Annotated in this window: 20 protein-coding genes; 6 read left to right on the top strand and 14 right to left on the bottom strand. The window is 47.8% G+C overall.

Translation table 11 applies throughout. The annotated features are described in order from the left end of the window. Positions 1-148 precede the first annotated feature (148 nt). The 7 genes from EZV61_RS02785 to nudF form a co-directional block, all read right to left on the bottom strand. Positions 149-2038, bottom strand: a complete 1890-nt coding sequence (locus EZV61_RS02785) for a tetratricopeptide repeat-containing diguanylate cyclase (RefSeq protein WP_165569509.1) — start codon at positions 2036-2038, stop codon at positions 149-151. 93 nt (positions 2039-2131) lie between these two features. Continuing rightward, the gene (locus tag EZV61_RS02780; protein ID WP_158537960.1) at positions 2132-4492 is read right to left on the bottom strand and encodes a bifunctional diguanylate cyclase/phosphodiesterase; all 2361 of its coding nucleotides are present in this window, start codon (positions 4490-4492) and stop codon (positions 2132-2134) included. Positions 4493-4613: 121 nt separating this feature from the next. Further along, positions 4614-6503 carry a DNA topoisomerase IV subunit B gene (gene parE / locus EZV61_RS02775; protein ID WP_114337184.1) on the bottom strand — a complete coding sequence of 630 codons (1890 nt, stop codon included), beginning with the start codon at positions 6501-6503 and terminating at the stop codon, positions 4614-4616. 113 nt (positions 6504-6616) lie between these two features. Continuing rightward, entirely contained in the window at positions 6617-7195 is a 579-nt protein-coding gene (locus EZV61_RS02770; RefSeq protein WP_199405162.1) for a YqiA/YcfP family alpha/beta fold hydrolase, read from the bottom strand. Then, a complete protein-coding gene (gene cpdA, locus EZV61_RS02765; RefSeq protein ID WP_233496418.1) occupies positions 7195-8025 on the bottom strand; it encodes a 3',5'-cyclic-AMP phosphodiesterase in 831 nt (276 codons plus the stop codon). Before cpdA ends, EZV61_RS02770 begins: the two co-directional genes overlap by 1 nt. Positions 8026-8037: 12 nt before the next feature. Next, entirely contained in the window at positions 8038-8496 is a 459-nt protein-coding gene (locus EZV61_RS02760) for a DUF1249 domain-containing protein (protein ID WP_131414254.1), read from the bottom strand. Positions 8497-8499: 3 nt separating this feature from the next. Beyond that, on the bottom strand, positions 8500-9135 hold the full coding sequence (nudF, locus tag EZV61_RS02755) for an ADP-ribose diphosphatase (protein ID WP_240695138.1): 636 nt from the start codon (positions 9133-9135) through the stop codon (positions 8500-8502). Between the two features lie 220 nt (positions 9136-9355). On the opposite strand from nudF, the gene tolC reads away from it, so the two are divergent. From tolC to EZV61_RS02735, 4 genes are all read left to right on the top strand, one after another. Beyond that, entirely contained in the window at positions 9356-10669 is a 1314-nt protein-coding gene (gene tolC / locus EZV61_RS02750) for an outer membrane channel protein TolC (protein ID WP_114337180.1), read from the top strand. Positions 10670-10943: 274 nt separating this feature from the next. Continuing rightward, entirely contained in the window at positions 10944-11318 is a 375-nt protein-coding gene (locus EZV61_RS02745; protein WP_131414253.1) for a hypothetical protein, read from the top strand. Positions 11319-11419: 101 nt separating this feature from the next. Further along, entirely contained in the window at positions 11420-13312 is a 1893-nt protein-coding gene (locus tag EZV61_RS02740; protein WP_131414252.1) for a tetratricopeptide repeat-containing diguanylate cyclase, read from the top strand. 236 nt (positions 13313-13548) lie between these two features. Further along, positions 13549-15696, top strand: a complete 2148-nt coding sequence (locus tag EZV61_RS02735; RefSeq protein WP_131414251.1) for a hypothetical protein — start codon at positions 13549-13551, stop codon at positions 15694-15696. A 90-nt stretch (positions 15697-15786) separates the two neighbouring features. On the opposite strand, the gene EZV61_RS02730 is transcribed toward EZV61_RS02735, so the two are convergent. Both EZV61_RS02730 and EZV61_RS02725 read right to left on the bottom strand, forming a co-directional pair. Beyond that, positions 15787-16104, bottom strand: a complete 318-nt coding sequence (locus EZV61_RS02730) for a hypothetical protein (RefSeq protein ID WP_131414250.1) — start codon at positions 16102-16104, stop codon at positions 15787-15789. Between the two features lie 451 nt (positions 16105-16555). Next, entirely contained in the window at positions 16556-16831 is a 276-nt protein-coding gene (locus EZV61_RS02725; RefSeq protein WP_205695306.1) for a hypothetical protein, read from the bottom strand. 162 nt (positions 16832-16993) lie between these two features. Between EZV61_RS02725 and EZV61_RS19370 the strand changes: the two genes are divergently transcribed. After that, complete coding sequence (locus EZV61_RS19370) at positions 16994-17137, top strand: hypothetical protein (RefSeq protein ID WP_165569508.1); 144 nt, start codon at positions 16994-16996, stop codon at positions 17135-17137. Between the two features lie 921 nt (positions 17138-18058). On the opposite strand, the gene EZV61_RS02720 is transcribed toward EZV61_RS19370, so the two are convergent. The 5 genes from EZV61_RS02720 to hldE all read right to left on the bottom strand — a co-directional run bounded on the left by EZV61_RS02720 (position 18059) and on the right by hldE (position 22802). Continuing rightward, positions 18059-18445: a hypothetical protein gene (locus tag EZV61_RS02720; RefSeq protein WP_131414249.1), complete on the bottom strand. Its 387-nt coding sequence runs from the start codon at positions 18443-18445 to the stop codon at positions 18059-18061. 454 nt (positions 18446-18899) lie between these two features. Next, complete coding sequence (locus EZV61_RS02715) at positions 18900-19262, bottom strand: hypothetical protein (protein WP_240695137.1); 363 nt, start codon at positions 19260-19262, stop codon at positions 18900-18902. Between the two features lie 124 nt (positions 19263-19386). Further along, on the bottom strand, positions 19387-19764 hold the full coding sequence (locus tag EZV61_RS02710) for a type II secretion system protein GspG (RefSeq protein ID WP_131414248.1): 378 nt from the start codon (positions 19762-19764) through the stop codon (positions 19387-19389). A 306-nt stretch (positions 19765-20070) separates the two neighbouring features. Next, entirely contained in the window at positions 20071-21366 is a 1296-nt protein-coding gene (gene waaA / locus EZV61_RS02705) for a lipid IV(A) 3-deoxy-D-manno-octulosonic acid transferase (RefSeq protein ID WP_131414247.1), read from the bottom strand. Then, complete coding sequence (hldE, locus tag EZV61_RS02700) at positions 21366-22802, bottom strand: bifunctional D-glycero-beta-D-manno-heptose-7-phosphate kinase/D-glycero-beta-D-manno-heptose 1-phosphate adenylyltransferase HldE (RefSeq protein WP_130566401.1); 1437 nt, start codon at positions 22800-22802, stop codon at positions 21366-21368. The genes waaA and hldE overlap by 1 nt, the downstream gene beginning before the upstream one ends. A 172-nt stretch (positions 22803-22974) precedes the next feature. Here hldE and lpxL point away from each other — a divergent pair, with 172 nt between their 5' ends. Further along, entirely contained in the window at positions 22975-23901 is a 927-nt protein-coding gene (lpxL, locus tag EZV61_RS02695; RefSeq protein ID WP_205695304.1) for an LpxL/LpxP family Kdo(2)-lipid IV(A) lauroyl/palmitoleoyl acyltransferase, read from the top strand. Positions 23902-23975: the final 74 nt, after the last annotated feature.

Below are 23975 nucleotides of genomic sequence, written 5' to 3'. Positions count from 1 at the left end.
ACTGATGCGCTATAGCGCCGCTAAAAAACGGATTATCCTCCGCTAAATTAGCTGTGTAAAAGCTAACTTAGCAGAGATTGATTTGGATCGCGCTGGCGCGCGTTTTAAACGATGTTTAAGCGATTTGGCTCACACAGAGAGGGGCACCTCAGGGCAGATCCGCGGCCAATTCACCGGCCTCATCCAGTGCAGGATCAGATTTCTTAGGCAGGTCACGAAGCATAGATTCATGAGCCCGAAGCAATAGCTGCTCAACCGAACTATCATCGCCGGTGAAGGTCGCAACACCAAAACGGCATGAGAGAAAATCCAGATCTTCGATACGACTGGAAAACACATGAACAATCGCTTCACGCATACGTTCACATGCGCGCCAGGCTCTGACGTCATCGGTATCGGGCAGCAAAATTAAAAAGCGTTCGCCACCAATTCGACCAAACAGGTCGTTGCCCCGCAACACCTGCTTCTCTGCCGCAGCAATCTGAACTAACAGGTCATCGGCCAACTGATGCCCATAGCGATCAGTTAGCACCCCAAATCCTTGTAATTCAAACTCTACCAAACTAAACACACTCGGTAAGCGCATCCCCTTTGGCTTTAGCCATTTACCAAGGGTATTGAGCATATAACGACGATTAAAAAGCTGTGTGAGCGGATCCGTATTGGTGATCCGTTTCAATTTGGTGTGAGCAAGCCATTGCCAATACAGGGAAACCGCCAGCGCCAGGCTCATTACAAGAAATACTGCACTCCAGATAAACCAACGCCGCTCTGATGCCTGACTCTGCTCCAGTGCCAATTGACGTAGCTCTGTCTCCTGTTCCAGCAATACATTTTCTAACGCTTGCCGATCAACATCGAATGCCACTCTTAGCAGCGCTTCTCTGCGCCGCTGCTCTGTATGGTAGAACTCCCGTAACTGTTCAACATATTGATTGAGCTTTAAATAGGCTTCTGTATATGAACCGCGAGCCGCTAACACATTGGCATTCAACCGCTGGGATTGCTGGCTCATCCAAGTCTGTTCCAGATCATTATGCTTGTTCAGCACCGTCAACACGTGCTGGATCCGCACGTCAGCCTGTTCCACTTTAGCCAGACCCAAGCTTATCTCTGTACCTGTCATATAGAGTTGAACTTCGAACGCAGGATCACCGGTATCACTTAACATTCGCTCCGCTTTGAGAAAAGCGCGCTCCGCTTTGCTATATCGCTTTAACGCCAACCAACCATTTGCCAGCCCCATCTGGGCGTAAGCCATATCCTCTTTCAGCCCTACCGTTTGCGCCGCTTCGAAAGAGAGCTCAAAATTGGCGATCGCGTTTTGGTATTGTTCGTCGGCCTGATAAGCACTCGCCAGGTTATACAAGCTGACAGCCATCTCTACCGGATCGCCATGGGTTGCCGACAGTTCATAAGCCTGTAGATAGTACTTAATCGCGGTCTGGTGACGCGCCATATAACTGTAAATGGTGGCCATCTCGTTTGTGACAGCTGCTAATAGCCGGCTATCACCACTTTCTCGCGCAAAATCGTGGGCAATTCGAATATGTTCTAACGCACCTTCGTTTTGCTCCAGGGTAGAAAGCAAGTTTGCCATTCCCATATGCGCTTCGGCACCAATATCGGCGTTGCTTGCCATCTCGGCATAGGTTATCGCACTGCCGTAAAGCTCTCTCGCTTCGGCGTACTGACTACGAGATAACAGCGTGTATGCCAATCCGGTTAACAGATGAGCCCGCGCTTCCGACGGTGTGTCCGGCAATCGCGTCAGCGCCAAGCGCGCCACGCGTTCTGCTTCATCCCAGTTTCGAATGCCACTATATGCATCGGTCAATAACGCACTGAGAAAAGCAAACGACTCGGCGTCATGTTGACGCTCATTTAATGCAGTCGCCAGCTCCCTCACCGCGTCGGGGGGGGACTGATAAACCAGATCTTCATAACGCTGCCATTCCTCACTGGACATCGCTTGGGCAAACGATGAACACAAAAGCAGAAGGCAGGACAATCGTCCAATGAAAGTGAATATAGTCAAACAGTGATCCATCAATGTCTTAAACATAGTGAGGTTAATTTACGTGAGATATGAAATGAGTTCAGCTCTAAACATCAAATAATTCGCGATGAGTTAATGCAAGATCCTAGTAAACGTTTCAAAAACCATCGGACGATAGTAATAGAAACCTTGCGCATGGTGGCAGTGACGACCTGTTAAGAAGTCCGCTTGTCCCTGGGTTTCAATGCCCTCTGCCACCACCTCTTTCCCCATGATCTGGGCAACAGCAATCATGGTGGAAGCCAAACTACGTTTCGCAGGGTCATTCTCGGTGTCGCGTAACAAGCGCTGATCTATCTTCAATAGATCGATAGGCAACCGGGTGAGGGTCTCAACAGCACATGCGCCAGCACCAAAATTGTCGATGGTGAGCCCGACCCCCAGCTGATGAAGACGATGAAGTAAATTCTCAATCTCCGCCACATGATGTAGCAGCGTATCCTCTTTCAGTTCAATCCGCAGGCTACCGGCAGGAAGTTCACTCTCTTCAATCAACAAACGTAAGCGATCAACCAAACCGGCGTCGTCCATCTGTGAGGCCGATAAATTAAAGGAGAGTACGGTATCTTTGCCTTGTGCATTCAGTGCATGCGCATCCTTAACGACCTGCTGACACACCCATTCACCTATCGGTTTTAGCAGCTGATTACGCTCTGCCAGTTCAATAAACATCGCGGGAGCTAATAAACCTAAGCGCGGATGACGCCAACGCAATAAAGCCTCAGCACCAGATATGGCACCATCCTCCAGTGCGATCTGCGGCATATATACCAGCTCCATTTGCTCCTGCTCTACCGCACTGCGCAACTCGGAGATCAACGCATATTCGCTGCGAGCATCCACCGCAACCTGGGTATTAGCAAACTGATAACTACTCACACCTGATGCTTTCACCCGATACATCGCCTGATCGGCCAACTTCATCAGCTCTTCAGCCTCCACCGAATCAGCTGGCGCTAAAGCGATACCAATACTGACACCAATCTCGACACGCTCGCCGTCAATCACATAGGGCTGGATCACTTGATGCAACAGCTTTTCAGCCACCTGAGCAACCAAGTTCGGCATCTTAACGTTATGCAACAACACAATAAATTCATCACCACCGATCCGGGCAATATGGTCGGTCTTCCGCAAACAGCGCTTCAGTCGGCTCGCAACCTGCTGCAGTAGTTGGTCACCGGCACTATGACCTAAGCGATCATTGACCTGCTTAAACTCATTCAGGTCAAGAAACAGCAAGCCGGAACCTTGGCCATCACGATGATATTTCGCCAGTGCATCTTTAAGTTGCTCATTGAATAGCTGTCGATTTTCTAACTGAGTCAACGCATCAAAATAGGCCAAACCGTGCAGACGAGTGCGAATAGAGTCCGCCTCAAGCTCGATGATACGGGTAAGCATCACTAAGCTGGCTGCGAGCACAAAGTTAAGTTCGTCAGGATACCAATGGCGACTGATATCACACTGCTCAACCACCAACATGCCATAGCTTTTCTGGTGCAGATGTAACGGCACCACGATCATCGAACGAAGTTGTAACGATGAAAATAGTTTGCTGAATTCGTTGGTGCGAGAATCTTTCTCAGCATCATGGGCAGCAAACGCAACACCCGCTTCAATCGCAGTAAATAGATGATTGAACTGACGGCGATGCAGTTGATGGGAGATCAGCTTATGTTTAGCGACGCTGGTGTTCTCGTCTGGGTGCACAATTAACTTCAACAATTGGTGCCCCTGCTCAAATGACCAGACACCGCAATGGGATGCCCCCAAAACACCATTTATTTGTTCACAAACGTGGCTCACCACCAGCTCGACGGCTGACAATGACATCACCCCGGCAGTTAACTGATTGATCACCAACCCTTGGCGATACAGTCTTTTCTGTGACTGCGCTAATTTGACTTCATCGTGACGCGCACGATCTTCCGCTTCTACCAGCAACTGCTTCACGGCTGCCAGATCCCGGGTTTGCCGCGTCAGCGTGTCTTCCAAGGTTTTTTGCTGTTGATGCAAATCGGTCATATCGACCAAGATAGATTCGGTGAGACAATACTGGCCATCAACATGGCCGGCAATACGACCTGACTCCCAGATCCACAGCACACTGCCATCACGATGAACAAGTCTGTACTGCAAGGTAAAGGATTCTGTTTGATGAAGCTGCTGCAACGCCAAAGCGCGCAATCGGGATAAGTTTTCTTGCGGGTGCAACAAGGATTCGAAACTGCGCACGGCACCGTTCACAACTTCGTCAGCACGATAGCCAGTAAGTTGATGCATCGCGGAAGAAGCAAACGACAAAGACATGCTGGGATCCATTCGGCGGCAGCATATGGCACCGGGCAAACTATTCAGTAGCGCCCTTAGCTCACAATCACAACCCAATCGAGAACCCAACGACTCTCTATCAATTTTTTTCTGTTGCAAAGGGACACTCCTTGATCCCAGCGAACGGCCAATAATCTCAGTATAGTCAAACCTGTACAATTAATAGCCGCAAACAGTGAAAATTCCTTTTCCACCGTATTCCAATCAATAAAGAGGCGCCCTATAACTCGACGCGATCGCCTTTTTGTTCAAGCCACACTTTGCGGTCGGCGGAGCGCTTCTTTGCCAACAACATATCCATAATCAACATGGTCTGCTCAGCGTCATCAATGGTCAATTGCACTAAACGGCGAGTATTGGGGTCCATGGTCGTTTCACGCAACTGCAACGGATTCATCTCACCCAAACCTTTAAAGCGCGTCACCTGAACTTTGCCGCGCTTTTTCTCCGCTTCTATGCGATCCAAGATCCCCTGTTTCTCTGGCTCATCGAGGGCATAAAACACCTCTTTGCCGACATCCACACGATACAGCGGAGGCATCGCCACATAGATATGTCCCTCCTGCACCAAATGACTGTAATGGCGTAAAAACAGCGCACACAATAAAGTCGCAATGTGCAACCCATCAGAATCCGCATCCGCCAGAATGCAGATCTTGCCATAACGCAATCCTGATGTGTCTTCAGAGTCTGGATCCATACCGATCGCCACAGAGATATCATGCACTTCCTGTGACGCTAGGATCTGCCCGCTGTCGACCTCCCAAGTATTGAGAATTTTACCGCGCAACGGCATCACCGCCTGGATCTCGCGATCCCGAGCCTGCTTCGCCGATCCACCCGCCGAGTCCCCTTCCACCAAAAAGATCTCGCTCAGCGCGGGATCATCCGAGGCACAATCGGTCAACTTGCCTGGCAATTGTGGGCCACTGGTGACTTTTTTCCGCACCACTTTCTTGGCCGCGCGCATACGACGCTGAGCGCTGCTAATACAAACATCCGCTAACAGCTCAGCAATGTCGGTATGTTCGTTTAACCAGAGGCTAAATGAATCTTTGACAACACCGGAGACAAAAGCCGCACACTGGCGCGACGATAGGCGCTCTTTGGTTTGCCCGGCGAACTGTGGATCCTGCATCTTAACCGACAGAATATAACTACAGCGATCCCAGATATCATCAGGCGTCAGCTTAACCCCGCGTGGCAACAAATTGCGAAATTCGCAAAACTCACGCATTGATTCCAGTAAGCCATTCCGCAAGCCGTTTACATGGGTACCGCCCTGCGCTGTTGGGATCAAATTGACATAGCTTTCGCCGATCTGCTCGCCACCATCAGGTAACCAAGTGACGGCCCAATCAACCTCTTCGTGCTCAGAGCGAAACACGCCTGTAAACGGGTCTTCAGGCAAGGATGGAAACGCTTTGACGTGTTCACGTAAATAGTCACGCAACCCATCTTCATAGAACCACTCGTGATTCTCGCCATTCACTTTGTCGTTCAGCTTGATGCGTAATCCAGGGCAAAGTACCGCTTTCGCCTTGAGAATATGTTTCAGCTTGGTGAGCGAGAATTTGAAACTGTCGAAATACTTAGGATCAGGCCAGAAATGGACACGGGTACCTGTATTGCGTTTACCAACGGTTCCAGTAACGGCTAATTCCGATACCTTATCGCCGTTCTCAAAGGCTATTTCATGTACTTCGCCATCGCGACGAATAGCCACCTCTACACGGGTAGACAGCGCGTTGACCACAGAGATACCAACCCCGTGCAAACCGCCACTAAACTGATAGCTATCGTTGGAAAACTTACCCCCAGCATGTAACCGGCAGAGGATCAGTTCAACCCCGCTGACCCCCTCTTCCGGGTGAATATCGACGGGCATTCCGCGACCATCATCAATCACCTCTAGCGACTGATCGGCATGCAAGATCACTTGCACATTGCTCGCAAAGCCTGCCAGCGCTTCATCGACACTGTTGTCGATCACCTCTTGTCCAAGGTGGTTAGGGCGCGTAGTGTCGGTATACATACCAGGACGCCGCTGAACTGGCTCTAAGCCACTCAGAACTTCAATCGCATCGGCTGTATATTGCTGGTCACTCATCAATAGGGCTCTATGGTTGCTATTACTTACTGGCTAAGCGCATTGGCGACTATCACCATGCGCATCACGAAAACATGGTGGCGAGGGTGCCATATCTTGTCAATCCTCACCACTCACACCGTTTGGGATTGCTGGAAAAAACGAAAAACTTCGGGAAGATAGTCTGCAAACATGGTGAAAAGATGATCGCCACCATCCTCAATTGAAAACTCAGCACCATGATACAAGGCTAAAGCATCACGATAATCTAACACCTCATCTCCCGTGGTTAAGAGTACTTTATAGCGAGCAGGCGCACTGATCGTGGGCGTCATATTCAATAATTCATCCATATGCGCCAAGGTTAGCTGGTAAGACTCGCCAGTATAAGGATTATGCTGCGGCCCCAACGCCTGACGCAGCAATTTGGCAGGGGCTACTGCCGGATTAACGAGTACGCTGGGCAGATTAAATTGCTCTGTTACACAGGTGGCAAAAAAGCCACCTAATGAGCTACCCACACAACCGATAAGGTTGGGTGTACTGAGGACAAGTTGTTGAATTTGTCCCCACGCGGCCTGAGGCGTATTAGCCAATTGCGGCGTAAGCAGTTCAATGTTTAACGCCGATTGCAGAATGTAATCGGCGAGTATTTTGGCTTTTGCTGACTGAGATGAGCTGTTAAAACCATGCAGATAAATCAATCGCTGCATCAGTAGCCTTTACTTGCCAAGTTAGGCGCAAACGGGTTGTCCTTCAGGCGCAACACTTCCGTATCAATCTCACCATCATCCAGCAGCGTCAAACGACGATAACCGGGAGCGACCGTGTCCAAAGTAAACTGGTCACAATTCGGCTTAAACTGGATACAAGTGGATGGCGTTGATAACAGACGGATCCCATTGTGCATCCGATCAAGGGTCTGGTGCACGTGCCCCCAGACAACCCCTTTAACCTGAGGTAACCGGCTCAATAAATCGAGGAATTGACTACCGTTCTTCAGTTGATGCTGATCCAACCAGCGGCATCCAACTGGGATAGGATTATGATGCAGCAACACTAAACAGTGGCGATCCGGATACTCAGCAACCGCTTTTTCAACAAACAGCAATTGCGATTCAGATAAAAAGCCATAGGTATGCTTTTTCACCTGGCTATCCAGTAACAAAACCTGCCATTTAGGGTAAACAATCTGCTTTGCGGCGTGCAGTGTTGGATTATCTAGCTCTGTCGCCATGATCCGCGGATCATCATGATTCCCGGGGATCCAGTAGCAAGGCGCGGCAAATCGGGCAATACCATGGGCGAAGGCGGAATAAGAGCTAATAGAATCATCCTGGGAGATGTCGCCAGTCGCCAGAAATGCGTCGATCTCAGCCGGTTGCTGTTCGATCAGATCCAGCACAGCATGAAAGCTATCCCGTGTATTGACCCCTAGTAGCGACTTTTCAGGACTACCGAAGAGGTGGGTATCTGTAATTTGAAGCAGTTGTGGGCATACCCTTCCTTCAGGTAGCACTGCTTCGACTTTGAGGATTTCCACTTAAATTAGCCACTATTTTCCGGAAACGGGGTCTACCTGTATCAGCGGAGCGGTGCCATAGCCAAACTTTTTGCTGTGCTGCAGCCACTCAGCAAGAAACTGATTAACCTGAATTTTTTCATCTTTATGATGCATCTTTTTATTAGGATAATCATACCTTGGCTTGAGCCTGGAAATCTGCTGACTAGTTAACACTTCTGCCACGCGGGCATCGTGGTACAGCCTCACTGTCATTTGCGGCAACAAAAAAGCAGCTGCACCTGCGCGATGTTGTTCCAGTAAGATGGTGCTGGTGTACTTAGTTTCTTCAACCAGCTGCATCGACACTTGTGTGTGCGTGTCCAACGCCCAAAATAGGGTATCACCGGCGCTATCCAGCCTCACCAGCAAAAAGCGTAAACTGGCATAGTTATGCTCACAGCAACGTAAAAACGCTGACACATCAGGTTGATAGCGGCCGCTGCGAGACATCAGCTAATCCACTTCCCAACGCGACTTAAGCGCATCACCATGTAACTGCAGCCACTGTAAAGCGATAATCGTCGCGGCATTTTCTACCTGCCCATCAGCCAACATCGCTAGCACCTGCGATCGAGGTAACACCTGCACCCGGATATCTTCGTGCTCATTTGCTAAACCATGCAGACCGCCGATACCGCGACTATCAACCTCGCCGACGTACAGTTCAATCCGCTCGGTTGTGCCTCCTGGGCTAACCAGATAACTAAACAGGTGCTCCACCCGTCCCAGCGTTAATCCCGCTTCTTCAGCGGCCTCGCGATGGGCAACCTCCTCTGCAGATTCGCCCGGCTCAATAATGCCTGCCACCAGCTCGTATAGCCACGGGTGACTGGTTGTCGCGCAGGCGCCCACCCGAAATTGCTCCTGGATCACCACACTATCGCTCACTGGATCATAGGGCAGCACCACGACGGCATGACCACGTTCAAACACTTCGCGATCCATCTCCTCGCTCCAGCCACCCGCGAACAATTTATGGCGCAAGCGATACTTCACCATAGAAAAAAAGCCAGCATAAAGCGTCTGTTTCGCAAGCAGTTCGACATCTTTATCAGTAAAACGATCGGGTAGGCTTTGTGATGAACTCAACGGATATTCCTCAAAGCAAAGATTATTCTGACTAAACTCATTATCTGCGCCGCCTAACATGACTACAAGCAAACAAGCACACCAAAAAAAATTTCTGTTACACTTCAGGCAAAGAATTGGTGAGTTCTCAAGGGTATACTGCTGAAAAAAAGCAGCCGATGTTGCTCAAAAGCCAAGTCATAAAGTCAAGTTAAAGAGACTTAAAGGAAGATAGATAACAATGGTCAAGAAGCCCCTTTCCCTTGCAGTCACACTGGTGCTAGGTTCTTTAACCAGTTCTGCTTTCGCCGATGACATCTGGCAAATCTATGAAAAATCATTAGAAGCCGATCCTGTCATTCTCCGAGCCGCCGCCCAGCGACAGCAAGCATTTGAAGCGATAAAGGAAGCGCGAGCGACCTTATTACCGCAAATATCAGTGACCGGTCAGTACACCGATACCAGCAGTAACCGTAACTTTCGTGAAGGTGACGGCACCAGCGCGAGCGTCGGACTGACCCAAGAGATCTATCGTCAGGAAAGTTGGATCAGCCTGGATTTAGCAGAGAAGTCAGCCCACCAAGCCGATGTTAATTACAACCTCGAACTACAGCGCCAAATACTCCGCGTGGCAGATGCCTATTTTGAAGTACTACAGGCAATGGACGATGTTGAATTCATCAGAGCAGAAAAACGTGCCATTGAGCGTCAATTAGAGCAAACCAAACAGCGCTTTGCAGTAGGTTTGACTGCCATTACCGACGTGCATGAAGCACAAGCAGAATATGACCGTTCTGCTGCCGATGAAATTGTCCAAGTCAACGTGTTGGAAAACAGTTACGAAGGGCTTCGAGTATTGACTGGCCTCAGCCATCGAGACCTCGACATCCTCAATACCGACCTGTTTTCACCTGCGAAACCGCAGCCTGAATCAGCGCAGAACTGGCAAACAATCGCGAAAGATAAAAGCTTGTCACTGGCCTCTGCTCGTGTAGCTACCGATATCGCTAAGCAAAACATCGACTTGGCCGCGGCAGGTCATATGCCCACGCTGTCGCTGTTTGCTCAATATGACACCTCGAATATTGATAGCAACTTAAACAACGGCCCTGACAGCTATGATGACCAAACCATAGGGCTGCAGGTATCAGTGCCTATCTATACCGGCGGTGCCATCACCTCTCGCGAACAGCAAGCGCAGTATGCGTATGTTGCCACTAGCGAGCAGATGAATGAAACCTATCGTGAAGTCAATCGCGTCACCATCAGCAGCTATAACGACGTTATCGCTTCCATCAGTGCGATCCGCGCATTCGAACAAACCGTCGTCTCGCGGGTTAGTGCCCTGCAAGCAACGGAAGCAGGCTTTGAAGTTGGCACACGTACCATTGTCGATGTACTTGATGCCACTAGAAACCTTTATGATGCCAAAGCGCAGCTTTCCAGTGCCCGTTACGCCTATGTCCTCAGCGTACTGAGCCTGAAATTTGCCGCTGGTAACTTAACAGAACAAGATCTGAAAGATGTTAATAAGGGTCTGAAACGACCGGCGTAATAGTTTTTCCTGGTAAAAAAAAGCCGCAATAGCGGCTTTTTTTGTGTCAGATACAGAGCTACCGAGACTGGCCGAGCCATTGCGACTATGACACACATGCTCACTATTTCCTGAAACATGAAATCGTTATACAGCAAAAACTAACTTGTCAGACCAGCCAGCGAGATGTGACAAAGATCACCTTCAGATGCTATCTCTTTGATTAAAATGCCGCTAGTTTATTCATGTGGCTTAAAAAGGGATCTCGCAAAGCGAGCAAAGGGATAATAAAACGATGGCAACGGGATTTTTGCTTCTAGTCTTGGCAGGTATTGCCTATTTGCTTTGGCGGTATCGTCAAGGTCAAAATAGTAACGGTCAGCTTATCGATCAGCGCTACCATGCCGTATCCATAGAGCAGGGACTCATTTGCTGCCGCCACGTAGAAAAACTTCAACATCAACGCTATTTGTCGCACGAAGCACCACACATTCCTCTACCTGGCTGCGATCAGCCAACTTGCCAATGCCGTTATAAGCACCATTCAGACCGACGTAATAGACACAATGACAGACGCGATATATACGGTGTTAAGCAAGCACTGTTCGATGCGTTGACCACAGGTGAACGGCGGAAAACTCGAGACAGAAGAGCAACACCGGCATCCTAAGATCATCGTTTTTTATAAAGATAGTCGCTGCGATGGGGTTGAATAGTTGTTAAGCTGCAGCCGAAAGATCCCCTCTAAGTCATTAGCAGTAAGGTAGTACGTTGCCGAATCCGAGCCGATATAACTTAATCGCCCGCCTTCTTATTACGGTCTACTTCTTACTACCGTCCTTGGCGTTTGCGCAGACTTCTTTTCCGGTTTTAGAAAAACAACTGTCCGAAATAGACAATGACGACCACCAGCAAGCCTTAAAGGTCCTCGCACGCTACCGCTCTGATTTAACGCTCTGGTCTGTGACGGAGCAAGCGCGCTTCTATCGGTTAAACGCGGATCACCAAATTGAGACCGGCCAACTAGATATAGCTAAACAAAACTATGATCGTAGTATCGGTATTCTGATGCCGCTAGGCGCATCAATCGACCTCGTACATAGCTTGTTGGAGCGTTCCTATATCCGCTACGTACAGACTAACGATCGCGAAAAATATTGCCCCGATAGAGTGATCGCAGAACAGTTCGCCAGAGCGTTAGATAACGATGAACTGCTGGTGAAAGCACTGACTCAACTTGCTTTCTGCAACAACGATGATCAGCAATTCGACAAAGGATTGAAGCTATTACAGGAGGCACTGTCGATCGCACAGCGCTCCAACTTATCCTCTGAGCGCGTTGCAATGATCTATAACGCCACCGCACTGATTTATAAAAATAATGGGCTCAATTCTCAGGCTTACGAACATTTCAGCAAAGCCTACCAGCAGTGGCAGTCAGTGGATGACAAAGTGGACATGGTGAGCATGCTCCACGGTATGGTCGGTGCAGCCATTGAGCAAGCTAAATGGCAACAGGCGAAGCAACATGTCGGTGAGATGTTTGAGCTCGCCAACTCCGCGCCTGAACACCCCGATTTCGAGTTTTTCGCCTATTACAATGCCGGCCGCAACGCTTTGGCCAAACACGAACTTGAACTGGCTACCGGCTACTTGGCAAAAGCGCTAGACAGGCAAGCCAACACCGCAGAAAAATTCTTTGTAAAGCACACATATGCCTTGCTCGCCGAAGCTCATCTCCGCAATCAAGCCTGGCAACAAGCCTATCGCTACGCCGAACAATGTTTAACCTTGTTACAATCTTCAGCCAACGAACTCAATGATTCACGCTTACTTTGCCAAGCAATTATCGCGGCGCAACAGAACGTGCCACAAATAACCTTACAGGCAATGCTGCAACTTGTAGATAAACAGACCAAAGCGAAGCGAGACTTCGTCAACAATGCCATTTTGAAAGCCGCCCTCACCCATAATGAAAAGCTAACCCAATTTGAAAACCAGCTGCTTTTAAAGCAGGTGGAAATTAATGAATTGGCGCTACTCAATGAAAAAGACCAACGAAAAATTGCTTATCTGACTATCGCCATCTTCGTGCTCTTTATGGTGGCTTCAGCCGCAATAATCATCTTTCTGGCGCGCTCGCGGAAAGTATTACAACACCGTGCAGAGACAGACTTTCTCACCGGTATCGCCAATCGTCGACGTATATTTGAGCATGCACAACGACTGATTGAGCGCGCGGCCCACAACAAAGATCCACTGTCGATCATTATCTTCGATATCGATCACTTTAAGCAGATCAATGACAACTATGGACACAACGTCGGTGACTTAGCCATTCAGCAAATTGCTCGCCTTACGGCGAATTCCCTGCGCCCAGGGGATATTGTTGGCCGTATCGGTGGCGAAGAGTTCCTCGTTGTACTGCCGAATACGCAAGAGCTTCAGGCACAGGAAGTGGCCGAACGACTACGCGCAATGATCGCTAGCACTAAGCTAGAGATCGAAAATCAGTCGGTACGGGTTACCGTCAGTTTAGGGGTGTGCACGTTAGACAAACAACGTTGCGCACTACAGAGCATCATCAATGCCGCAGACGAAGCGCTCTACTTCGCCAAAAATGCAGGCAGAAACCAAGTAAAGGTCAGCCCCAGCAGTAACTGAGGCGCCTCTGTAGCAGCACAATAGCGACGAGAAAACACCTTGTGTAAGCAAAGCCTTGTGATAATCCTTCATCAAATAGTCAGCCTGCTATATTTAAAGCGACCACTTTAGCAGCGAACAAATTTTTACTGATATCGACAAAACATTGAAAATTCAATCCGATGTCAAAAAATTTTACACTTCAATAAGCTAAAGTCGGAGCAGCATGCCGTCAGTCATTATTGAAGAGGTGGGGAATGGGATCTAACAAAGTCGTTAACAAGGACGATTCGCAAACAGCTACCGAAACGCAGCAAACAACAGAGACCGCTGAACGCGTCGTCATCACCGCGAATGAAATGGTGCCAGTCCCAGAGCCCTCTGAATATAACTTCTTCACCGAGCGGGAACTGGAAAAGATCCTCGCGAACCTCGATACCTTACGTGACGATGTTTACCCCAGCACTGGCGCCGAGCCAGAACACTCAGCTGCCAACCACAGCTTTCCATCGGTCTGCCTTATTGGCCTAGGACGTTGCGGTTCAAATATTGCGCTAGAAGTTGCCACTCTGGTTTATCGCGCCCGCTCCTATTACCTCAATGAATTTAAAACCCAAGAAACGCAAAGAATAGAAAAAGATGGTCGGCCGCTGCGCTGGATCCGTCGGCGGCTACATCTAAACGCCGAGAATACACTCAAACCTATCTTCCTTATCGAGCCGATCGTGATGCTCGGTGACCTGGATAAAGATATTGCTGGGCGGATCCGCTACTCCTCAAGAACCGAAGATGGCAAGTTCCTAGAGAACTACACCAAAATGAAAATCATGGATCTATCAGAGGTTCATGCGGGGGGGGCTGGTAACGCACCGATATTGGGTCAATATCTCGCTAAGATCATCTTGAACAAAGACACTGAGAAATTCAGTAATCAGGACTGGAAGTTTATCCACTCCTATCTAATCGACTCCTGCGGCATCAAGGCCAACCAGAGCCGACTGTACTTCTATATTTTCAGTGCCGGCGGCGGTACCGGCTCAGGCATGGCCTCTGAATTTGGTCTGGCACAGCAATATGCCTACATGCGCAAGACCTTTGAGATCCGCCCCAATGACACGCTGGATGACGACCGCCATCGTTCGTTTGTCTTCGAACCTATCTTTACCAGCGGTATCTGTATTCTGCCGAATATCTCCAACCAACAGGCATCCGTGTCTGAAGCCCTGCATATCAATGCCGGCCGTCTGCTATGTAAGTACCTTTCTGAAGAGTGGGACTTTTCTTATAACTACGAAGATGAGGCAGAGAGCGAAGCCAGCGTCATGCAACGTATTCGCCCATGGAATGCGATGATGTTGATATCCAACGATATCATGCGCTACGCCGAGGAAACCGACGACGGAAAGATTGAAGACATCGATGTTAACTCGATGGAGAAGTACGCTAATCAATATATCTCGCAGCAGATATTTAATATCTTGACCGCACAAGCCGTCACCACAGACTACGACGAAAACTACTTCCGCCGTGCCGGTATCGATATTGGAGAGACCATCCGCCTGGACGCCAACGACCTGTTTATGAGCCTGGCTGGCCCCGTGGCGGTGGCTTATGCGGAAAGCGTTGTGCCCCACCAGGAAGCAACGTTTGGCGATAAGCACCACAACATCGACGTCGATGACCTGTTTTACCGCTCCATTGAGCTGCCCCATTTCAACAAGGACACACAGGCAATTGAAGGCATCAGCTTGTTGCCAATTGAGTCACAACGCTATCGAGCGGCGTTAGAAAAGTATAAGAGCAACAGCTACGATGCATCAGCCCTCAATGATCTGCACTTTTTCAAGAACTGCTCGTCCATCGTCTCAATTGTTTCGTTACCAAAAGATTTCAAGCTCTCCTATGTCGATTTAAATCGACTGAAGAGCCATCTGAATGCGCTGTTCCCGAACACCACACTAAAACGCTATGCTTTGGTGATTGGTACCTCGGCCAACCTGTCACTGACCACTTTGGTCGCCAAAAGCCCATGCCTCAGTGATGATTTCATCACGCTGATTGTCTCTTACATCAAACGCTGCTTTGCCAAAGACAAATATCGTTATGAAGAGACATTGGACAAGACCCTCATCGACATGATTAAGGCCGAAGAGTTTGATGAATCCAAGATTGATCAACTGGTCAATGTTTATGAAAGCCCGGCGAAGATCCTCGACACCAACTGGTTTGCAATCAAGCCTATGTATGAGAAAAAGTATCGAGAACTGATCCGCGACGACAGTAAATTCCAGTCGATTAACGATATTCGTCTCTCGTCGGAAAATATCAAAAAGACCATTCGCTATCTACGCGAGATCTATCGTCACCGTATCAGTCGGACCAAGATCTTATCCCTGAGTGAGTGATCCACTTACCAGTGCTAGCTGCTATGCGGCTGGCACAGAAGCAATAAAAAAGCCGCATATGCGGCTTTTTTATTTCCCTTAGCACTGCGGCTAATCACATTTAAGCAAATTGTACTCTTCGACAATAATATAGCGACCTTCAGCGATAGGCTCCTGATAGGCTACGGTATCAAATTTAAGGCCGTTCTTTTTCGCCAATGTCTTCGCTTCTTCCCGAAGCCTGGTAAATAGGTTGTCGTAGGTGCGTCCCACCGACGCAAAAGCAACTTCTTGCAGATTCTTCATTCCCAAAACGATTTGACACTCATGGACTCTGGCACCATACCAAGGCACTAGCCGTGGCGTTTCAGCAGCCAGTGCAGAAAAACTCATAATGGAAACAACAATAGCCAGAACAATCTTCTTCATAGAACCTCCACATCTCACTCATGGCTACCTGCACCTTTCTTATTATGGGGAAACCCTTTGCATGCAAGCGCCAAGTGTAAAAAAAGCCAACATAGATAACTCACTTTAAGGGTAGGCTACTGGTCTTACAACTTGGGTTGGCATATTCAAATTTTTGGTCTACCTCACGCTTTGAACCGAATTGTTTACAATTCAACCGCAGCCATACCTCAACACTTTATAAGCTGTCAGCCAACGGAACTGATAGATCGCTCATAGATTCGAAAAAGTGATAGCTTTAAGCATAGGTACACGGCTCTTTTCTATGTAAATCAGTATCTTCTAATGACTGTGAAGGGGAAGTGTTGCACTAACCAAACATTGGATAGCTGGTACACCACTAACGTCTAAGCCCAGATGCGGGCAGACAGAGCACATTCAAATCTAGGGGGAAATTCCGGTGGGTGTGCCTTTACTTTGCTTTACTTTGTAAACAGCGCATATACCGGAAGATATCAGACAAGCGTTCAGCGACGTCTCTATCAGAAAGTTGTTCAGCATTCTTGGGATTAAGGTGAATCACTAGATGATAGTGATTAGAGATCACGGCATAAGCGCAAAGCTCAATGGTGAAGACTGAATCTAACAGCGCTAAACGCTCTAATACCCATTGTTTACGATGGCTGTAATCGGTGTGAGTGAGTCTATCTTCGCCACACAGAAACGCGCGTCGAACACAACGACACACAGTGGCAGTAAGACGTATCGGCAGGTGAAATAAGTTATGAGCAGGGGCGCGTCATTTCAGCTTTCTTGCTCTCAGATATCGTAACCAAAAGCCTAGAAGCTGATTAAAAACTCGTCAAAAAAAGTGGCTGCCCCCTACTTCTCTATTAATTGGCAGCACAACATGACGATTAACCAATGCCATGCAGAACGCTTTGCCGTGCTACTAATCGCTGCCCCAAGTGCTTACCAGACATGTATGGACGCCCACCTTATCTCCCCGCTATTTCGTGGTAGGTATATTCACTACTATGTCACCACTAAATAAGTATTTATTATACACCGGAGTAAATATCTTATAAGACAGTAACCTCGGGGCTAATGATGTAAAAAAACCTGAGGTGAAATCAAACCTACTGACCCCACCATCATCTATCCCATCAGGACCAACACTATAAATTATCACCCCGTTCATTATTTTATATGTTTTTAGTCGCTCACCTGAGCTATCGAAAGGATCAACATCGCAACCACTCCCTCCACAAAAAACACTTTCTCCCTGCTCTTTATAACTACGATTTAAGACCGATAACGTTTCATTTAAAACGACTAGATCTTTATGGTAAAACACACTGCTCCAAATTTGATTGAAAAAATTCAAGGCAAGAAGCACTAAAAAAAACAATCTAATACTCTTATTTTTCAAACAAAAAAATGTCAACAACATAGAAATAATAATGAACGAAATGAAACTACTCAAACCAAAGTAATAAAAAGCCACATTTAGGATATCAACCACTATGACTGAAAAAACAAAAGCGACGAGATATGATGCTATCTTTTTTGAAGTTCGACTTAGAAGCAAATTACCCACCTAATTAATCAGACAAGTTTCTATATTAGTGTGACTAAGTAAAAGATCCAATAATAAATTAACATTAGAGTTTTCTATATCACTCTCTTCATAGCTAGATAATGGTTTATCTCTAAACTTTGGAAGTTTATTTTCGATCTTGGATTCCTATACTAAAAAAAGTGGCTGTCCCCTTACTTTTTTTCCGGATCTCAATACTGAGCCTGCAGCTCCCCCTGTCAACGCTTAACCTCTGCCATTACTGACAGCGGCCCATAATTCGGAGCTTCGGCGGCTTGCTAAGCCTTACCGAATAAAGGACTTTCACCTTCAATCTCTTGCCGATTTATCTCGGCGCACTGAGTGTCTTTTCTATTTGTCTATTTGTCTATTTGTCTATTTGTCTATTTTCGCTTTAGTGGATGCCTCCACCTCGCTTCCAAATTCATCATATAGAGTAATTATATATTTATTCTCGTCATCATAATATTCTATAAAATATCCATTTTCGATAAATATCCTTCCATCTACAACTTCCGCATTCAAGCCGCAATTAATTTTTCCATCATAAATAGAGAATGCTTTTTCAATAGAAACGTCTTGTTCGTTATAATTATGGTTTTCGACCACGACAACAAATGCCTGATAGTGGCATATTGCTAACCTTTCTATCGATTCATCCTTGCAAGAAGAAAGGATGAAGATAACGACAGAAAGAAATAGATATTTATAGTTAAACCTCAATAAATTCATCATTCCATTTCTATCTTCTGTTGTCTCCAACTTAAATAATCCACTTCAGGGAGAGTTTTATTCAATTCAATCTGATAGTTTAAATCGACCTTCTGGCTTTCCGTCTGAAGCTCCCTCCTAAGTGCATAGATTTGATAATCTCTTCCGAATTGAGTGATTTCACTATCGTGGCCTAGCTGAGTGAAAAATTCGTGAACCGCATATTATTCCCTTGATAACCCTAGGTGAAACGCTTGATCCACATGAGCAATTGTAGCCTCCACAACTTCGTCATCTACTCCAGCGGTTCTAATTAAAATCAGGTCCTCTTCTTCCCAGTAACCTAGTCTAGTTCTACCCCAAAAGTCGGCAGATTCACTATTTAGCCCACTCTTTAACTGCACATATCCATACTTCTCAAACTCTGGTATGGCCTCAAATACTTTTTGTTGTAAACGTGCAATTCTTTCTTCCGGTGACTCATTATTAGGTATCGCTTCAGACGTTACCGAATCCTTGTTCGCAAGTAAATCAGTCTTCCCAAATCCCAACTGCTTAAATGCCGCTCCTTCATAGGCGCAACTATATACATGTTGACCAACGTCATCGCAGCGAACTTAGCGGCGCCGGTTATCGCCTTACCCAGTACCGCCCCCCCAGCACCATCTGTCCATGCACTATAGGCTTGCGAAATCCCAGCAACGACTTGACCGATACCTTGCGCCAACGAGAACATGCTATAGACAGTCGAAACTGCACTGACAAAACTCGCAATAGCGGTGTTGGCGACAGCATATTGAATGGCCCAAACGGCTAACATTTGGAAGATATACCCACTCGGATCGGTCGCATTCAACGGGTTATTCATCACGTAGCTATAGCGGTTCAGGTTTTGGCTACTATTAGCCGCCTGAATGTGCGGATCGGCACTTAAAAAGCGGCCGAGGCGCGCGTCATAAACACGACAATCTCATCCTGCCTTCATTACTTTATTATTTTTTAGTACAATCAGAAAAATTAATATCGTCACTATCGCCATTATCATCAACGCCATTAGGCCCAAACGAGTAAAATATTGGCATAGTATTTCTATCTATATACTTGTAAAAAATCTCCTTCCCCCAAATATCAAGGTAATAGTATTTCCACCTAACATATGGCCCTATCCATTTAGCATCCCTGTTTTCATGATATATCTTTTCTAATTTATCGGGATAATCGCCTACTTCATTTCGATAAAAGTTAATCGAAGAATATAGAGCACACAATCTAAATAATTGCTTAGTCATATCCGTACTTTCACTTTTGCATTCAAGAGGAAATAAAGTAAAAAGTGACCATATAAGAAAGCTGATAGATGCTTTCATCATTTTTTAAAACCTCATTCAAATCGCCCGCTTTAATTTTGACGAACTTTCAAATTACTCGAATCTAAATATTTCTCTAAAAAGTTATAAAATTCTTCTGGTTTATAGGAATACAAGAGCATATCGGTTTCACGCTTATAAATACTATTGTGGTGAGAATCTGAATCTAAGAATATTCTGAAAAATGCGCCGTCGTCTCGATATCATTAAATAAGATTAGAGTGAGTGCTAATTTATTGTTAAAAAATGTGTCAACTGTTTAAAAAATTTACAATTTTTAAGGGTCGATGTAGATCAAATGCTTAACATTTAAACTAATCGAGCATTTTCACTATTTAAATGGTGCCGGATCGCTAGCAGTGTAGACAGCAGCGCACCCTGACTCTTAGCGACCACATCCTTTCCGGCTTTGGCAGCTTGTTCGGCTTCATCGGGGTTGGCGATTAGCTGGCTCACAGCCGCCGCCAAGCTGTCACTATCGGCTACCTGCTGGCAATTACCTGCGGCAACCAGCGTGCGCGAAATCTCTGTAAAGTTAAAATCAAACGGACCATTTAGCGTAGGCATGCCCACGGCCGCTGGCTCCAGCAAATTATGGCCACCATTAGGAACTAAGCTACCGCCCATAAAGCAGATATCGGATGCCGCTAACAGCAACATCATCTCACCCATAGTGTCAGCTAGGTAGATGCCACAGGTAGGATCTAACTGATTTAAACTACGACGATTAAAAATCATTCCCTCTGCCTCAGCACGCCGCTGACATAGCGACGCAACTGCATCAAAGCGTTGCGGATGCCGCGGGACAATGATCAGCAATGCGTCGTTATGCTGTTGCCGAACTCGCTGATGAGCATCCAACAAGATCTCATCTTCCCCCTGATGGGTACTGGCAGCGATCCAGACCGGACGATGTGCAGCGATGTTTTGTCGAAATGAGTGACCATCCGTTGTCGTTTGTTCGCTGATCTTTATATCGAATTTCAAGCTACCTGAAACAGTCACTCGACTGGCGTCGGCCCCCAATTCGATAAGGTGTGCCGCGTCTTGCCCCCCTTGGGCCAACACGCTATGAAACCCCTGCAAGGCAGGTGAGATTAACCACCGAAATCGGCGATATCCACGGTAGGAGTTATCCGACATCCGCGCATTAATCAGTAGCGACGGCACTTTTTGACGACAACAGGCTGCCAACGTGTTTGGCCACAACTCCATCTCCATCATCACCGCCAAACGCGGTTGAGTTCTGCGCAGAAAACGAGAGGTGGCATCAGGTAGGTCCAACGGTGCATAACGGTGGATCACCCGCTCCCCAAAAGCGGCTTGTACCCGATCGGCACCGGTGCGGGTGGTGGTGGTCACTAAAATAGGCAGTTTGGGGTATTCGGCAAGCAAGCGCTCAACCAGCGGCGTTACGGCGATCACTTCGCCGACAGATACCGCATGCAACCATAATGGATGGCCATCAACTGGAGGCACAAATCCTAAATGCTCTGGCCAACGCTTACCTATCTTCGGCTTACTGCCTTTGGGCCAATGCAGTAGCAGAAGCCCAACAGGTAAAGCCAAGTAAAGCAGGAGTGAATAAAGCGCCCGAATTACCATTACTTAGCGGCTCTATCACCGCGGATCGCATTGATGATCTCAGTAGTAGAGCAACCGTCTTCAAAATTTAACACCCGAACTTCACCGCCATTGGCGCGTACGGCATCACCACCAGCGATTTCATCTGGCTGGTAGTCGCCCCCTTTAACCAATAGATCTGGCAATACAGCAGCAATTAAACGTGCAGGGGTATCTTCACTGAATGGTACCACCCAATCGACAGCGCCGAGCCCCGCCAATACCGAAGCGCGACGATCGGTTGGATTAACCGGACGACCAGGGCCTTTCAAACGGGCGACAGATGCATCGGTATTAACCGCCACGATGAGGCGATCCCCCAATTTTGCAGCCTGATTGAGATATGCCACATGACCCGCATGCAAAATATCGAAGCAGCCGTTGGTCATCACCACCTTTTCGCCGCGAGCTTTAGCCGCTTCAACCGCGTAAAGCAGTTGATCTTCACTGACCGCACCGAAACCGCCCTCTTGCCGTTCTCCGATAGCGTTAGCCAACTCGATAGTCGACACAGTTGAAGTACCGAGTTTACCCACCACCACGCCAGCTGCAGCGTTCGCCAAGGCACAAGCTTCACCAAATGATTTATTCGCTGATAAAGAGGCCGCCAATACCGAGATCACCGTATCACCGGCACCTGTGACATCGAACACCTCCTGCGCTAATGCTGGCAAGTGCAGCTCTGGTTCATCGGCCTGCAGCAAGGTCATACCATGCTCACCGCGGGTCACCAGTAAGGCTTGCAGCTCTAGCTTTTCCCGTAGCGCGTGACCGCGTTCCACTAGCTCAGCTTCATCCTTACACTTACCAACAATGGCCTCAAACTCTCCGAGGTTTGGTGTCATTAAGGTCGCACCACGGTACTTTTCAAAATCGGAACCTTTAGGGTCCACCAACACCGGCACATTGGCCTCTTTCGCCAGCTGTACCATCTGCTGCACGGCAGACAGCGCGCCTTTGGCGTAATCAGACAACACCACCACTTTGGCCGTCGCCAACTGCGCTTTCATTTGCGCCAACATAGGTGCGGGATCGACCTCGTCAAACCCCTCTTCGAAATCGAGTCGGATCAGCTGCTGATGGCGGCTAAGAATGCGTAATTTAGTAATGGTGGGATAGTTGGGAAGGCGGTAGAAATCACACTCAACATTCACCCCCTGCAACTTGCCTGCAAGTGCGTCTGCGGCTTCATCCTGCCCTGTCATACCAATAAGTACCGCTTTGCCACCCAAGGCCGCCACATTAAGCGCCACGTTTGCAGCACCACCAGCTCGCTCTTCGATCTGCTCAACCTTGACCACAGGTACGGGAGCTTCGGGAGAGATCCGCGATGTCGGTCCATGCCAATAGCGGTCCAGCATCACATCACCCACTACCAACACTTGGGCCGTATCAAAATCTGGCAGGCTTACTCGCATAACTGTTTGTCCTGATGATATAAATTGTCGATATTCTAATGAGCTGACACGCGACATGCCAGTTTACTCACAGATATAATCATAGCGGTTGTGGTTCGACAGGCTAGCAACAGATATCTACAATACCTGCCCTGAACGATTTCAGGCTGCCACTAAGCCCGAGGATAGACGAGTGAAAGAAGCGCCATCACTGACATTAAGCATGTTTCACCCCCGCCACTGGCTGACTTGGTTCGGCTATGGGGTGTTCTGGCTTATTGTGCAGCTGCTTCCCTACCCCTTACTAATGAAGCTCGGCAGGGCACTTGGCCGTCTGATGCAGAAACTACTGAAAAAGCGCGCAGACATTGCAGACCGCAACCTGCAGCTCTGTTTTCCGCAGATGAGTGACAGCGAGCGACAGCAACTGGTCGATAGAAATTTCGAATCTGCAGGCATGGCGGTGATAGAAACAGGCATTGCCTGGTGGTGGCCTGACTGGCGTATCCAGAAGCTTTGCCACTATGAAGGGATGGAGAACCTACCCAAGGAACAAGGGGGCGACCAAGGCATTGTCTTTCTAAGCATGCACTTTCAAACCTTAGAGATGGGCGCTCGGTTGTACAGTAATACCTACGCAGGCATCGGTTTCTACCGCCCGAATAAGAATCCGATCATTGAGTTTTTCCAATACCGTGGCCGCTCCCGCGGTAAGACCTACCTGATTGATAAGCGCGACATCAAGTTGGCTGTTAAGCAGCTACGGAAAGGCCACCGGCTTTGGTACGCACCGGATCAAGATTATGGTCGTCGCAGTAGTATCTTTGTGCCTTTTTTCGCCGTGCAAGACGCTCCAACTATTCCGGCCACCAGTAACCTAGCCAAATTGGGCAAAGCCAAAGTAATGATCTTCGTGCAATCCCGGCTACCCAATAACAAGGGGTACCAGCTAACACTGAGCCCTGCATTAGACAATTTCCCTTCCGATGATCTTGTTGCCGATACCACAAGAATAAACCAGCTGATTGAAGCCGAGATCTTAAAACAGCCGGAGGAGTATATGTGGATGCATCGGCGCTTTAAAACTCGCCCCGATCCAGAGCAGCCCTCGTACTACTAAGCTTTGATGGCTCGGTGCTACCCTACATTAAGTTGAATACCTGCGTAAAAACAGCAGGATGAGATGACCTTGCT

This window comes from Corallincola luteus (genome assembly GCF_004336975.1).
Taxonomy (GTDB): domain Bacteria; phylum Pseudomonadota; class Gammaproteobacteria; order Enterobacterales; family Neiellaceae; genus Corallincola; species Corallincola holothuriorum.
The sequence above is the reverse complement of the archived record's forward strand: the minus strand, read 5'-3'. Positions and strand labels throughout refer to the sequence as shown.